General features: G+C 43.8%; 15 protein-coding genes. 8 read left to right on the top strand and 7 right to left on the bottom strand.

Going from position 1 to position 14,910, the window contains the following annotated elements:
- The first annotated feature begins 88 nt into the window (after nucleotides 1-88).
- From LX64_RS05565 to LX64_RS05545, 5 genes are all read left to right on the top strand, one after another.
- The gene (locus LX64_RS05565) at nucleotides 89-1,030 is read left to right on the top strand and encodes a dihydrodipicolinate synthase family protein (RefSeq protein ID WP_111596631.1); all 942 of its coding nucleotides are present in this window, start codon (nucleotides 89-91) and stop codon (nucleotides 1,028-1,030) included.
- Nucleotides 1,011-2,537, top strand: a complete 1,527-nt coding sequence (locus LX64_RS05560) for an aldehyde dehydrogenase (NADP(+)) (protein WP_111596630.1) — start codon at nucleotides 1,011-1,013, stop codon at nucleotides 2,535-2,537. Before LX64_RS05565 ends, LX64_RS05560 begins: the two co-directional genes overlap by 20 nt.
- Nucleotides 2,538-2,568: 31 nt before the next feature.
- A complete protein-coding gene (locus LX64_RS05555) occupies nucleotides 2,569-3,570 on the top strand; it encodes a 4-hydroxyproline epimerase (RefSeq protein WP_111596629.1) in 1,002 nt (333 codons plus the stop codon).
- A gap of 17 nt (nucleotides 3,571-3,587) precedes the next feature.
- Nucleotides 3,588-4,829, top strand: a complete 1,242-nt coding sequence (locus LX64_RS05550; protein WP_111596628.1) for an NAD(P)/FAD-dependent oxidoreductase — start codon at nucleotides 3,588-3,590, stop codon at nucleotides 4,827-4,829.
- 436 nt (nucleotides 4,830-5,265) lie between these two features.
- Entirely contained in the window at nucleotides 5,266-7,548 is a 2,283-nt protein-coding gene (locus LX64_RS05545) for a GH92 family glycosyl hydrolase (protein ID WP_211324738.1), read from the top strand.
- A gap of 57 nt (nucleotides 7,549-7,605) precedes the next feature.
- Here the strand turns inward: LX64_RS05545 and LX64_RS05540 are convergent, their stop codons facing one another.
- Entirely contained in the window at nucleotides 7,606-8,145 is a 540-nt protein-coding gene (locus tag LX64_RS05540; protein ID WP_111596626.1) for a DUF4269 domain-containing protein, read from the bottom strand.
- A 43-nt stretch (nucleotides 8,146-8,188) separates the two neighbouring features.
- On the opposite strand from LX64_RS05540, the gene LX64_RS05535 reads away from it, so the two are divergent.
- A complete protein-coding gene (locus tag LX64_RS05535; protein WP_148707202.1) occupies nucleotides 8,189-8,398 on the top strand; it encodes a helix-hairpin-helix domain-containing protein in 210 nt (69 codons plus the stop codon).
- On the opposite strand, the gene LX64_RS25960 is transcribed toward LX64_RS05535, so the two are convergent.
- The 6 genes from LX64_RS25960 to LX64_RS05510 all read right to left on the bottom strand — a co-directional run bounded on the left by LX64_RS25960 (nucleotide 8,395) and on the right by LX64_RS05510 (nucleotide 12,830).
- A complete protein-coding gene (locus tag LX64_RS25960) occupies nucleotides 8,395-8,556 on the bottom strand; it encodes a hypothetical protein (protein WP_158538538.1) in 162 nt (53 codons plus the stop codon). The genes LX64_RS05535 and LX64_RS25960 overlap by 4 nt on opposite strands.
- Before the next feature lie 29 nt (nucleotides 8,557-8,585).
- A complete protein-coding gene (locus LX64_RS05530) occupies nucleotides 8,586-9,122 on the bottom strand; it encodes a hypothetical protein (RefSeq protein ID WP_148707201.1) in 537 nt (178 codons plus the stop codon).
- A 141-nt stretch (nucleotides 9,123-9,263) separates the two neighbouring features.
- Nucleotides 9,264-10,868, bottom strand: a complete 1,605-nt coding sequence (locus LX64_RS05525) for a Na+/H+ antiporter (protein WP_111596623.1) — start codon at nucleotides 10,866-10,868, stop codon at nucleotides 9,264-9,266.
- Between the two features lie 424 nt (nucleotides 10,869-11,292).
- A complete protein-coding gene (locus LX64_RS05520) occupies nucleotides 11,293-12,288 on the bottom strand; it encodes a type II toxin-antitoxin system HipA family toxin (RefSeq protein ID WP_111596622.1) in 996 nt (331 codons plus the stop codon).
- The gene (locus tag LX64_RS05515) at nucleotides 12,269-12,604 is read right to left on the bottom strand and encodes a HipA N-terminal domain-containing protein (protein ID WP_111596621.1); all 336 of its coding nucleotides are present in this window, start codon (nucleotides 12,602-12,604) and stop codon (nucleotides 12,269-12,271) included. Before LX64_RS05515 ends, LX64_RS05520 begins: the two co-directional genes overlap by 20 nt.
- Before the next feature lie 7 nt (nucleotides 12,605-12,611).
- Nucleotides 12,612-12,830, bottom strand: coding sequence for a helix-turn-helix domain-containing protein (locus tag LX64_RS05510; protein WP_211324737.1), 219 nt, complete (start codon nucleotides 12,828-12,830; stop codon nucleotides 12,612-12,614).
- Between the two features lie 182 nt (nucleotides 12,831-13,012).
- On the opposite strand from LX64_RS05510, the gene LX64_RS05505 reads away from it, so the two are divergent.
- Nucleotides 13,013-13,624, top strand: a complete 612-nt coding sequence (locus tag LX64_RS05505) for an RNA polymerase sigma factor (protein ID WP_111596620.1) — start codon at nucleotides 13,013-13,015, stop codon at nucleotides 13,622-13,624.
- 82 nt (nucleotides 13,625-13,706) lie between these two features.
- Nucleotides 13,707-14,876: a FecR family protein gene (locus LX64_RS05500; RefSeq protein ID WP_111596619.1), complete on the top strand. Its 1,170-nt coding sequence runs from the start codon at nucleotides 13,707-13,709 to the stop codon at nucleotides 14,874-14,876.
- The last annotated feature ends 34 nt before the right edge of the window (nucleotides 14,877-14,910 follow it).

Raw genomic sequence — 14,910 nt, 5'->3', positions numbered from 1 at the left:
TTAAAATATGTAAAGAAAAGATTAATTAGCTGTGGAAATCCCCCAGCGCGGCCACCTACTTTTGTATTAACAAAATCAAGGTCGCGTTATGGTACAACAGCAATGGCAAGGCGTATTTCCAGCTTTGCTCACCCCCTTTACTGCGTTAGGTAATATTGATTATGAACTTTTTAGCAAGAATTTGCAAGCACAGCTTGATGCCGGTGTGAATGGTATTATTTTGGGCGGTTCGCTAGGAGAAGCCAGCAGCTTGCTTAACAGCGAGAAATATGAAATGGTGCGCTTCGCCGTAGCCGCTTTAAAAGGTACAGTGCCGGTAATTATGAATATCGCGGAACAAACCACGGCTGCCGCTGTAGAAAGTGCGCAAGCGGCCGAGGAAGCAGGCGCGTCGGGTTTAATGCTTTTACCGCCCATGCGTTATAAAGCAGATGATCGTGAAACGGTTACCTATTTTAAAGCCGTAGCAAATAGTACTTCTTTACCGATTATGATCTACAACAACCCGGTTGATTATAAAATCCTCGTTACCCTCGATATGTTCGAAGAGCTGGCAGCATGCCCGAACATCCAAGCAGTGAAGGAGTCAACCCGCGACATTACCAATGTTACCCGCATGATTAACCGCTTCGGAGATCGTTTTAGGATATTATGTGGTGTAGATACGTTGGCCCTTGAATGCCTCGTAATGGGTGCACACGGTTGGGTAGCAGGTTTAGTGGATGCCTTCCCCCGCGAAACCGTGGCTATATATACGCTGGCAAAAGCTGGTCGTATTGAAGAAGCCCGCGAAATATACCGTTGGTTTATGCCTTTGTTAGAACTCGATATTCATCCAAAGCTGGTACAGTACATTAAGCTGGCTGCTACAGCTACCGGTATCGGTTCTACACATGTTCGTGCACCACGCTTACCATTGGAAGGGGCAGAGTTACAAGCCATCCAGCAAGTAATTGACGATGCTTTGGCGATTCGTCCAACATTACCCAACTATCACAACCTTCTTACGAATGATCTTGCAAGCGTTTGATCCGTCGACCCAATCGTATCTCCCAGGTGCGTTCGAAACAGCTACTGAAGCTGTTATAGAACAAGCCGTGCAAAATAGCGTGTACGCGTTTACGCAGTACAAGCAAACAACGGCCGTGCAACGTGCTGTATTTTTAGAAAGTATTGCCCAAGAAATCCTAGCACTCGGCGACACCCTTTTAGAAAGGGCTGTTGCCGAATCGGGATTACCCTTAGCCCGTATTACCGGCGAACGCGGTAGAACGGTTTCGCAATTACAGCTATTCGCCAATATTCTCCGCGAAGGCAGTTATGTGGAAGCTGTAATCGATACCGCCTTGCCGGAACGGCAACCTTTGCCACGTGCAGCTATTCGTAAAATGCGGGTACCCATTGGGCCCGTTGTTGTGTTTGCGGCTAGTAATTTCCCATTAGCCTTCTCTACAGCCGGGGGCGATACCGTATCGGCCTTAGCAGCCGGCAACCCGGTACTCCTAAAAGCACATCCCTCGCATTTAGGCACCAATGCCTTGGTAACCACAGCGATTGAACGCGCTGTGAAAACGACAGGTATGCCAAACGGTGTATTTGCCAGTATTGTTGGAGACGCTACGGTAGGACAACAATTGGTGCAACATCCAAGCGTGAAAGCCGTAGGTTTTACGGGTTCTTACCTTGGTGGGATGGCTGTATTCCGCGCAGCACAAGCTCGTACCGAACCAATCCCAGTATTCGCAGAAATGGGCAGTGTAAACCCAGTACTGCTTTTACCTTCATACTTATCATCGCATGCCCAGCAATGCGCCACGCAATTTGCCACTTCCATTACGCAAGGTGTTGGCCAGTTTTGTACAAGCCCGGGTATCTTCTTTGTACCCAATAATGCCGATGGTAAAACTTTTGTCGACGCGTTACAACAGGCACTTTCTGCCATCCCAGCAGGTACCATGCTCAACCCCGGTATCTGCGAACATTACTATGTCAATCGAAATGCATTGCAAACACAACCCGGTGTACAAGCGCTCTTTACAGGCGATGTAGCACAAGCTAGCGGAAAAGGAAGCCCTGCCTTATTCTCCGTTACGGCCAAGGAGTTTGTACAACATGCACAAATGCAAGTGGAAGTGTTCGGTCCTACGGCGCTCGTTGTATGGTGTGATGATCATACAAGAAGCCAATGTCTCGAAGCCTTACAAGGTCAACTAACAGGCACCGTAATGGCCAACACGCAAGATCTTACATCCTATGCAATGGATGTTCATCTTTTAGCCGAGAAGGTCGGCCGCTTAATTTACAACGGCGTACCAACTGGTGTGGAAGTCAGTTATGCCATGGTACATGGCGGCCCTTTCCCGGCTACAACGGCGGCTAATAGCACCTCTGTTGGTGCCGACGCCATCACCCGTTTTACACGCGTACTATGCTGGCAAGATTGCCCCGATGCTTTTCTACCGGCAGCTTTGCAAGATGCTAACCCGCTACATATTTGGCGGAAGGTAGATGCACAGCTTACGCAAGCGGCCCTTTAATTTTATTGTCATCTTCAACCAATATCTATCCATGGCTACGAAAACATTCTTCTGTATCGATGCTCATACTTGTGGCAACCCGGTAAGGGTAGTAGCCGGCGGTGGTCCTACTTTGCAAGGCCATAACATGATGGAGAAACGATTACATTTTCTCCGCGAATTCGATTGGATTCGCACCGGCCTGATGTTTGAACCCCGCGGCCACGATATGATGAGTGGCAGCATCCTCTATCCACCGCACGACCCCGCTAATGATGTAGGCGTGCTGTATATTGAAACCAGCGGATGCTTGCCTATGTGCGGGCATGGCACCATCGGTACCGTTACCATTGCAATCGAGCAAGGGCTCATTCAACCTAAAACCCCCGGTAAGCTTCGCCTCGAAACCCCGGCCGGTATTGTGCTGATAGATTACCAACAACAAGGGAATAAAGTCACATCGGTTAAACTAACCAATGTGCCTGCTTTCCTTTACGCCGAAGACTTAACGGTAGAATGCCCTGGCTTAGGCGAAATAAAAGTAGATGTTGCCTATGGTGGTAACTTCTATGCAATCGTTGATCCACAAGCGAACTTCCCCGGTTTAGAACATTACAAAGCCGAGCAGTTAATTGCCTGGAGCCGCGAATGCAGGAAAAGGTTGAACGAAAAATATCAATTCATACATCCAGAAAACGAGCATATAACAGGATTAAGTCATTTACTGTGGACGGGAACGCCTATCGATCCTACCTCCACAGCGCGGAACGCCGTGTTTTATGGAGATAAAGCCATCGACCGTTCTCCTTGTGGAACGGGTACTTCGGCACGCATGGCGCAATGGTTTGCCAAAGGGAAACTGCACCCCGGCGATCGGTTTGTACACGAAAGTATTATTGGTTCTAAGTTTGCGGGTACAATCGAAGCGGTTACAACAGTGGCCGGCAAACCTGCCATCGTGCCGGGTATTGAAGGCTGGGCACGTGTGTACGGCTACAATACCATCATCATCGATGATGAAGATCCTTATGCACACGGTTTCCAAGTTATCTAATCTTAAATCAATCACACATGAAAGCTATCATTATCGGCGGTGGTATTATTGGTATGAGCACAGCGTTTTATATGCTGGCAGAAGGGTATGAGGTAACAATTATTGATAGCACAAATATTGATAATAACTGTTCGTTTGGCAACATGGGCATGATTGTGCCTAGTCATTTTGTTCCATTAGCAGCACCGGGTATTGTATCGCAAGGTTTGAAGTGGATGTTGAATAGTAGAAGCCCTTTTTATGTGAAGCCTAGTTTAAACGGGCAGCTCATCAAGTGGGGTTTGCAGTTTATTAAACATGCCAATGCGCAAAATGTACAACAAGCCGCCTTGCCCTTACGAGATATAAATTTGCTCAGCAAAGTATTGTATACGGAAATGGTGGAAGTGTTGAAAGAAGATGTAGGCTTACGGAAAGATGGTATTATCATGTATTATCAAACCCCTGCCGTTGAACACGAAGAAGCACGTTTGGCATCCCAAGCAGCTAACATGGGTTTGGATGTAGATATACTAACAAAGCAACAAGTACAAGCTTTAGAACCCAATGCGCAAGCCAACGTATTAGGTGGCGTACATTATAAATGCGATGCACACCTTACGCCCAATAAGCTAATGGCACGGTTAAAAGGGTATCTACAGCAACGGGGTGTTCACTTTTTGACTGAATCCGAAGTCACAGGTATTCAAACAAAACAGCATAGTATTCAATCCGTGCGCACCAAGAAGGGAGAACATACGGCCGATATTTACGTGCTAGCAGCAGGTAGCTGGTCGCCCCAATTGGCAAAAATGGCCGGTGTAAAAGTACCGCTCATGCCGGGTAAAGGTTATTCTGTTACTTTGCAACAACCTACTGCTACGCTGAATATTCCCGCCATCCTTTGCGAAGCCCGCGTAGCGCTAACGCCTATGCAAGCACAATTACGCTACGGAGGCACCATGGAGTTAACCACTATCAACCAACAAGTAAATATGCGTAGGGTAGAGGGCATTGTAAATTCTATTCAACGCTATTTCCCGGGGCTAGGTATAACCATGCCCAAACAGGAAGAGGTGTGGTTCGGGTATCGCCCTTGCTCGCCCGATGGTTTACCCCTTATTGGCTACGCAAAAGGGTGTAACAACCTGGTGGTGGCAGCGGGGCATGCTATGATGGGCCTAAGCCTTGGACCGGCCACGGGTAAGTTAATCACCGAGTTAATTACCGGTAAACAAACCAGTATCGCAACAACAGCATTTGATCCTAACAGGTTTTAAATAGCAGAAGCAGCAGATGAAGACGGTCTCCCCCACAAGAGGCCGTTTTTTATGCCCATTCAAGAAGTATGCATTTTTGTTACAATACTATTGCCCGGAAACCTTTCTAGTCGCCGATCATCAAAAAGTTTCCGTGCTAACGAATTTTGTAGGAAGCCCTAAAAAAGGGCTTTTTTCACGCCCAGCGTGGACTTGAGTTGCTAAAACGCTTTAGCAATCCAAGATGCCCGTCGTTACTGATGCACACAGTATAGCCTGGTTTATTATATTTGTTCTTTACCCCTTGCATTTTTGCGTTGTAAGGGGGCAGAGAAAACAGGTGAACAAGTATGATGGGCAAGGTGTCTTGCTGCTTCCACGTAATAGTAGTGAATGCCACTATGCCGGTGCTATACGAGGTTCCCAATTGATTTTTGTTTATTAAAGATTCGACTGAATGATGAGAATTTTGAAAAGCAGCTGTATTGCCATGGCTGCGATGGCTATTTCCACAGTGCATGTACAAGCGCAAACGAAGGCGGTTGCCAGTAAGAAACAAGCTTCACTCGTACAATACGTAGATCCATTGATTGGCTCCGGCGATCATGGTCACGTTTTTGTAGGGGCTAACGTGCCTTTTGGTGCTGTACAGGTGGGGCCTACCAACATTGTAAAAGGTTGGGACTGGTGCAGTGGGTACCATTATAGCGATAGCGTAGTAATTGGTTTCCAACAGTTGCATTTAAGCGGCACGGGTATTGGCGATTTAGGGGATGTACTGATTATGCCTTACACAGGTAAAGTACGCGTAAACCCAGGCAAGCAAGAAGATCCTACTAGCGGCTACGGCTCTCATTATTCTCACCAGCGCGAAACAGCAAAAGCAGGTTTCTATGCCGTGCATCTCGACGATTACAATATCGACGTTGCCCTCACAGCTTCTGAGCGTGTTGGGTTTCATAAATATACCTTCAAATCCAACGATCCTGCACATATCATTATCGATCTAAAAGAAGGCATCGGCTGGGACCAATCTACCGATACCTACTTAAAACAAATCGACGATTACACGTTCGTTGGTTATAGAATGTCGAAAGGTTGGGCAGAAGATCAACGCTTGTGGTTTGCTATTCAAACCAATCAACCCATTAAACATTTCGCCGTGTATAACGACCAAGCCCTTGAACAAGGCAAAGAAGTAAAAGGCAAGCGTGCGAAAGGTGTTATTTCATTCGATAAGAACCCGGGTACTGTATTGCTAAAAGTGGGTATTTCTCCTGTTAGCAGCGAGAACGCTTTAGCGAATATCAAAGCAGAAATCCCAGGGTGGAACTTTGATGGTATTGCGGCAACGGCTGCTAAGAAATGGAACGATGTGTTGTCGAAAATCAGCATTGAAACAAAAGACGATGCTACAAAACGTACATTCTACACAGCATTGTACCATACCATGATTGCCCCTAGCTTATTTAACGACCACGATAAATCGTACCGTGGTACCGATAAGAAAGTATATACCAACCCAGGCTTCGATAACTACAGCGTGTTCTCTTTATGGGATACGTATCGTTCAGCACACCCGCTTACAACGATTATCAACCCAGGTAAAGTGAACGACTTCGTGAACACTTTACTGGCTATTTACCAACAACAAGGTAAATTGCCTATCTGGCATTTAATGGGTAGTGAAACAAATTGCATGGTGGGTTACCACGCCGTACCGGTAATTGTAGATGCCTACTTGAAAGGTTTTAAAGGTTTCGATGCAGAACTTGCATTCGAAGCATTGAAAGCCTCTTCTACCCGCGACGATTTCGGTATGAAGTACATCAAAGAGAAAGGATATATCCCGGCAGATAAAGAAGCAGAATCCGTTTCCAAAGCCATGGAATATGCTATTGATGATTGGTGTATTGCAGCGATGGCGAAGAAAATGGGTAAAACCAAAGACTACGAATACTACGCTAAACGTGCGAAATATTACAAAAACTACTGGGATGCCAATATCAAGTTCGTTCGTCCTAAAATGGATGACGGTACTTGGAGAACACCGTACGATCCTTTCCATTCTAAACACGAAAGAGGCGACTTTACAGAAGGTAACGGCTGGCAGTATACTTGGTTAGTGCCGCAAGATGTGGAAGGTTTGATTGAATTGATGGGCGGTGATGCTGCCTTTGCAACGAAGTTAGATAGCTTGTTCACAGCGCATGGCGACATGGGTGAAGAAGCTTCCAACGATATCTCTGGTTTAATTGGTATGTATGCACATGGTAACGAGCCTTCTCACCACGTAACATATATGTACGCTTTCTCCGGTCAACAATGGAAAACAGCAGAGAAAGTACGCCAAGTGATGAAAGATTTCTACTTCGATCAACCAGGAGGTTTGGCAGGTAACGAAGATTGTGGTGCAATGAGTTCTTGGTACATTATGTCGTCGTTAGGTTTCTACCCAGTAAACCCAGCCAACGGTGTATATGTAATTGGTAGCCCATTGTTCGATAAAGCTTCTTTCAAAGTACAAACCGGTAAAACATTCGTGGTAGAAACGGTCAACAATAGTAAAGAGAATATCTATGTACAAAAAATCGAGTGGAATGGTAAGCCTTATACGAAGAGCTACATTCGTCATGCCGACATCCTGAAAGGCGGTACGGTAAAGATTTACATGGGTAATAAACCGAATTACGAATTTGGTAAAGCAACAGAAAATCGCCCTGCTTCTGTAATGGAGTAGTGATAAAGATATATGGTAAAAGAAAAAGTCGTCTCTACTGAGTGGAGACGACTTTTTTTATTGGTAAGATGCGAAATACAATTCGTATAAAGCTTCGTAAGGATCACCGTTCAAGCCTAATAATTCGGCAAATGCAGGCTCTGTTTTTAGTCCTGCCTTTTTAAGGTTGATAACCGATTGCCGGAAGTCTTCGCCCTTTTCCCGTATGATAGCATCTTCAACCAGCATATGGATATAGGCAAATTGCAGGGTAGTCGGCGTATTTTGTGCGAATATCTCAACAGGCATCCCATTCAGCAGGAAATTTGCTACCACGCTGTGTTGCCCGCGTAATACAAATTCCTTCACTTGGAATCCCGGCATGCTAGCAAACTGTTGCCACATCAAATCAACAAAAGCCGCTGTATCGCTCGTGGAGCAAATAATGTCCAGGTCGCTACCAGGGATATCGATTTGAATGGGAATAGTGCCTACAAGAATGGGCTGGAAATCAGCAAGTACTTGGAATACTTGGTGTTGTTGTAAGCAATCGAATGCAGCTTGTTGGGTGGTGTTGCCATCCTGTAAATAAGCCAGTTGTAGAAATTGGTTTTCCATGCTGCGAAGGTACGGTGTGATAGAAATAACTTACTTTCAAAGTATGAAAAAGCAAGTAGATCCTATTCCGCTGCCTAAGCTGGCCAAACCTGCCCAGCGGGCTTTACAGGCGCATCATATTGCTTGTTTGCAAGACTTATGCAAATACACACTAAGCGAGTTTGCTGCATGGCATGCTATCGGGCCGAACGCCATCGCTGCTATTACAGCAGCGATGAACGAACACGGTTTGCATTTCGCAACCTCGGCTTAATCAGCCAATCCTTTGAACTTGCCAAGGATTAATAATGTTAACATGCCCAATACGAAGAGAATAGCGATCACGCGCACAAACACAACGGATCTTTTCTTCTCCATAGCAGCTTGAATTTTACGGTCTCTTGCACCGATTTGTTGTACTGAATTACTCATGTTTTTATGTAGCTAGGTTTCCCCTTAAGTTACGAAATATTCGGCGCTTGGAAAAATTTGCTTGCTTGCTTGTACATCGAGAGGATGCCATTAAGCTCTGTAGACGTAGGATTGGCGGTAGATTTGCCTGTAACCCAATCTCTTTTATAGGCCACGGCAAAGTCGTGCGCACTCCTTACCGGCATCTTTGCAATCTTGTGTGCATAGCCACCTACGTACAACCCGCGGTTGAATACACGTTCTAGTAAGAAGTCGATGCTTGTTTGCCAGCGATCAAAAGCCACGAATAACCGGGGTTTGTTCGTAGTGTTTTCGTTGCGTAATACAATGCCCGTAATATTATCGTCGTATTTCTGTGGCCAACGGGCTCCATCGGCTTGGGCGCCAACGAAGTTGTTATTAATGCCTCTTGTACCATTGGCACTTTCGATGCGAAACATGATATACGAAGCGCGTTTTACTTCGAATAAAGCATCGAGTGCTTGTAGCTGGGAAATGACTTCCGTCATGGGAACTTGGGTGTTCAGATAGCCCACCATGGGCTTCTCTGGATAAAAATTTTTCATGGGGTGTTTGCGTTTTGGGGTTGGGGTAATGAGCTATAGTACTGTAAATGTTTGCGTTTTGGGGTGCTCTTCTTCAATACGAATATAACGAAAAAAGCCTTCTCTACCATGGAGAAGGCTTTTCTTATGAGTGAGCAGCACTTAGTTTTTATACAAGCGAGCTTCTTCTAAATCGAGGTTGTTTTCCATGATACGAATCACTTCATCATCATACTTTTTCGATTCGCGGAGTTTCATCAAGCCTTCACGCCTAATACCTACCAATTCCAACATCACCTTGTTATACAAACCACGTACTGTACTTACATCATGCGCTGTTTTCTCGTTCTCGTGGAGCGATTCAAGGGTGGCTACAGTAGTAGCTAAATTGTCTTTAATACGACTAATACTATCGTATTGTTTCAGTTCGTATTGGTAGTTGTCATCCAGGTATTGAATCGATTGCTTGCCGAGTTCTAAACGGATACTTTCGATTTGTTCTTCGTGCGGGATCACTTCATCAATCTCTTCTACCTTCAACCATTTAATAAACAATGGCAAGGTTAAACCTTGGAACACCAAGGTTACAAGAATGACCACGAATGTGATGAAAATGATGAGGTTCCTATGAGGGAACGCTTCGCCACTATCCAAAGTAAGCGGAATGGCCAATGCCGATGCTAAAGAAACTACACCGCGCATACCGGCCCAACCTGTAATAAACGACAGTTTAAAGCCCGGGCTTTTCTCGCTTTCACGGATGCGTTTAGAAAGTATTCTCGGAACATAATCGGCAATAAACACCATCACAATGCGCAATACAATTACCATGGCGCTAATCAATAACGAGTATTCCACTGCTTCTTGAATATTATACCCCTCTAAGCCGTTAATGATCACCGGTAATTCTAAACCAATCAATATAAATACGAACCCGTTCAATAAGAAGCCCAATGTAGCCCATACTTCCTTGGTTTGCATACGCGTATTGAAGTCGAGGAAATCGCTACTTCTAAACGACAGGAATAACCCGCCACTCACCACGGCCAGTACACCCGACCAATGGAATTCTTCCGCCACGATATACATCAAATAAGGGGCAATCAATGTAATAGGCGTAGTAATGCTCGACGATTTCACCCAAAAACGAAGGATCAAATACAAGATGTGTGCAATCACGAGGCCTACAAATACTCCCATAACCGCCAATACAAGAAAATCGGTGGCTGCCTTCTCAAATACGAAGGTGCCGCTAATAACCGTCGCAATCGCGAAACGAAGTACCGTTAACGAAGCCGCATCGTTCACCAAGCTTTCCCCTTCCAAAATGGCCAAACCACGTTTGGGCACAGGCATGCCTTTCAACACCGAGGTAGCAGCTACGGCATCAGGCGGGGAAATAATACCACCCAGTAAGAAACCCAATGCAAGCGTAAACCCTGGAATAATGTCTACCGCGAAATAAGCCACGGCAGTAGAGGTAACTAATACAAGGCCAAAGCCCATAATCAGTATCGACCGTTTCCATTTCCATAAATGGTTCCAACTGGTATACCACGCTGCCTCAAAGAGCAAAGGCGGTAAAAATATAAGGAAAACGATATCCGGGTGGATGTTGATTTTAGGCATACCAGGGATAAAACTAATCCCAAGCCCGCCAATCACTAAGAAAATAGGATATGATATCTTCAAGCGCTGGCTTAGCATAAACAGCATGGCCATGGCGAAGAATAATAACATAATCAATAAAAGATTCTGGTGGATCATTCTAGTTCGCTGGTTTTAATAATGTTCATCAATCCTAACAAAAATACAATCTATTTGAAAATCATCGGATTAGAAAACATTAAGATCTTTGATGAATGGTGCGGATTACACAATCATGTGTATAGGTACAGGGTGCATTTAAACAATACACTATTATAGAAGGTCGTAAAAAAATCATTATATGTCCCTGGCATAGGGTAGAATAATGGTTACCGAGTACTCAAAAGGGGGTACCCTATCCCAAATATACCTAAAGCCTATCCTTACCCTATCCTCACCCTATCTAAAGCCTATCTCGACCCTATCTAAAGCCTATCCTAAGCCTATCCCCAGCAGTTTTTTGGTGTTGATTATCAATTGTTTAGTGTTAAATTAAATTCATCCGTATTGTATGAATAATTGATAGTGAATGAATTGTGCTATTTTAGGCTAGAATAGATAATAGCTTTTTACGTGTTTGAAGGATATAGATATAGTGCGTTTTTGCTTCCTCGCTTAGAAAACTATGGTTAATGAATGCTATGGCTTTGGGTAATTTTTCTAGGAACTTTTCAATTATACGGCTCGCTAACTTTGGGGAGATGCCTATTTTTTCAGCAAAAACAACAAAAGACATACCTGTATAAGTGCCATGCTGATAATATGATGCTTCATCGTAATCTCCACCATACAAAGCTAATGCACTATCATCGATATGTAGTTTAGTGCAGAGTAAATCATAAGCAGGTGATAGCATGAAGTCCCCTTGCTGGGTTTCCATGAGGGAGAAGTTTTTTAAATGTGCATCCCCATTCCCAAACAGGTAATTAAAAACAATTAATTGATAAAACTCAACTAATGCTACAGGGGCAGCTGCAACATATTGCTGTATAATTTCAGCCATTTGAAGATAAGAAGCATTGTACTTAAAACTATCCCCCTCATGTATTGGGGATTTAGAAAGTAAACTTGCAAAGTCTTCTAAAGCATATTTATCGACGCTATTAGGTTTGTAATCAAATCGTTTGGTAATATAGGCAGGGCTGCCATCTTCGAAGAAGATCAAGCCGCATTCGGCGGTTTTAAGTTGGTATACTTGTTTAGCAATTTGCATGGTAACATGCTCATTTGCAGGTAAATCATTTAAACGTTCTAGCCTTTCTAAAGGGATTGGTTTTAATATATGCGTGCTATTATTTTCTGTTAAACTCAAATTGTTCTTTACCTGGCGTAGAAAATATTTCTCCTGGACACCACTAATGCTGATATGTTGACGCTTTTCGTTAAACATTTTCACATTGTTGCTAGGAGAAAGCATCGGTAAGATATGTGATACTCTCCTGGTGCGTTCACCAAATAGGTTTGCTTGCGCTAAGGGGCTATATGTATTGAAATTTGCACGTAGTGTTGACGGGCAAACATTAATCTTGTGTTGGTGCATGGTATTGCTTGATTGATATAGGGCCAATTCTATCTCCTCCTTCAGTTGCTAGTAAAAGCGAAAAATAATCACGCTCATCAATTTTAAACGACCTCGATTGGAAGGCTTTATTGGCTCCTTCACTTAAAAGGTTAACAAATGCAGGGAAAAGTGTGTCACTCTCATAAGTACTCAATTTTAATGGCATCGTTAGGCTGATAGGTTTACTGCCTGGTTTGTTTAAGTAAGCCTCGTCATATTGAAAGCGGTAAATGCCGCCATTTTTAGACAAGATGCCTGCTAGTTCAGTATTATAATATACCTGCACGATTTTCATCTTTTACTTATTTGGTTGGGTCATTTAATGTTAATGCTAATTGTAAGCCTAAAGGTGTTGCTAATTGCATGATAGTGGTTAAGGATGGATTGCCTTTTCCTTGTTCTACTAGTTGAATAGTTCTTGTACTTATTCCAGCAATATCTGCAAGTTGAGGTTGCAATAACCCCAACATCACTCTTCTTTCCCGTAATATGTGCCCTAATTCTTCCATCTCTTTACGCATTATACTTTGCTTTTTGATTAAAATTACAAAAAAAAGTAGAAAATATTGTTCAAAAGCGTATTAAACTTCGCTTTAAACAAGGTGTTATACCACGTTTCACCCCAAAAATCAGCCATTCCTCCTTTTTTCTCCTAGCCTATAACCCCGGATTTTACTAATTTTATCGTTTTTACATTCGGAATTTGAATTTAGGAAGTAGCACATACGACGAATACAGCCTTTTGGCTGGTTTACAAAGCATGCAGGAGGAGGCATTTAAAACCTTGCATGGCTTGTATTATCGTCAATTGTGTTATTATACCCAGCAAATTACCCAGCAGCAAACTGCTGCAGAAGATATTGCAACCGATACTTTTATCAAGCTATTAGAAGGGAATTTCCAATTTGCCACTTTGGCCAAGTTGAAGTCATTTATGTTTACAGTGGCACATAACGCCGCTTTGGATTTTATAAAGTCCGAGAAACGCCATCAATTAGCGCACGAAGAAATCGAAAAGGTGCAAAGCACTACGCAAGCACCCTACGAATATGCACGTATCCAATCGGAAGCGTTGCAAGCGGTGTACCACGAAATTGAACAGTTGCCCACTCAGTGCCGGGAAGTCATTCGATTATCATTTATCAATGGTATGTCGATCCAGGAAATTGCTGCACATATGGGAATTGCTTATAAAACGGTTCAAAACCAAAAGGCTCGCGGATTACAACTGGTTCGCAATGCCCTCATTAAAAAATCCATTCGCCCCGAGTTACTCGTCCTCTGCCTATTCTATTTGCACAAAATGCAGGCTTAAAATCAAAGTCAAAAATTTTTTTTCCTGCCTTTGGGGTAAATGATCCTGGTTGTCGTTTACTTCAAAAGGGCGGTATTTTTTTATGGAAGATCAATCATTTCGTATAGGACTCCTCATTCATAAGTATTGGGCGAACGAGTTAAATGATGTAGAAAAAGCTGAATTGGATGCTTGGTTGGCGATCGACCCAGCCAATGCAGCGTTTCTTGCACAACTTGGCGATCCTACACTGATGGCCACCGCCGTGGATCAATTCTCGCGTTATGACGAAAAAGCCAGCTGGTCGAAAATTCATGCTGCTTTCCCTGCTTCCAAACAACCTATAGTACAACCATTACGCAAATACATTTACTGGGCTGCCGCAGCTATGGTTACGGGCCTTGTAGGGTATTATGCTTTGAAAATACAAACCACTTCTCCATCAAAACCAACCATTATAGCTTCTTCTCACCTCGATAAGGCGCCGGGTAGTAATAAGGCTACACTCACCCTGTCGAACGGTAAAACGGTGAACTTAGATGATATATCAAATGGAGAACTACAAGAAAGCGACGGCAGCCGCCTACATAAACAAAACAATGGCGGCATTGCTTACGCAGGTAACGAAGATGTAGTGGTACAACATACCCTTAGCACGCCTCGTGGTGGGCAATACTGCCTGCAACTGCCCGATGGTACAAGGGTATGGCTAAATGCAGCTTCTTCTATTACCTATCCAACAGCGTTTAATGGTAAGGAACGCCGGGTAAAAATTAGCGGAGAGGCTTATTTTGAAGTCACCCAAGAAGCAAACAAACCTTTCATTGCTCAATTAAACAGTGGACAACAAATCGAAGTACTTGGCACACAATTCAATATTAATGCTTATGCCGACGAACCAACTATAAAAGCCACGCTTGTACAAGGTAGCGTACGCGTGCGAAATCAACACGGTAGTCAATTACTATTGCCCCGTCAACAAGCCGTATTTACAGCAAGCTCCAATATTTCGCTGCAACAATTGGCAGATGTAGAAAGTGTGATCGCTTGGAAAGAAGGCAAATTCCAACTCGATGGCATCGATCTCGCTTCGTTTATGCGACAAATTGGCCGCTGGTATAATGTTGACGTGCGATTCGCGAACACACCAAGTGATCGAAAACTTTTTGGCGGAACAATCAACCGGGATGTACAATTATCAACCGTATTGAAAGCACTCTCGCTCTATGGTATCAACACTAAACTAGAACATAATGTATTGATCGTCGAATAATTGATCGCCGAACATAAAACAAAAACCGCCTCGT

This window comes from Chitinophaga skermanii (assembly GCF_003259335.1).
GTDB classification, from domain to species: domain Bacteria; phylum Bacteroidota; class Bacteroidia; order Chitinophagales; family Chitinophagaceae; genus Chitinophaga; species Chitinophaga skermanii.
The sequence above is the reverse complement of the archived record's forward strand: the minus strand, read 5'-3'. Positions and strand labels throughout refer to the sequence as shown.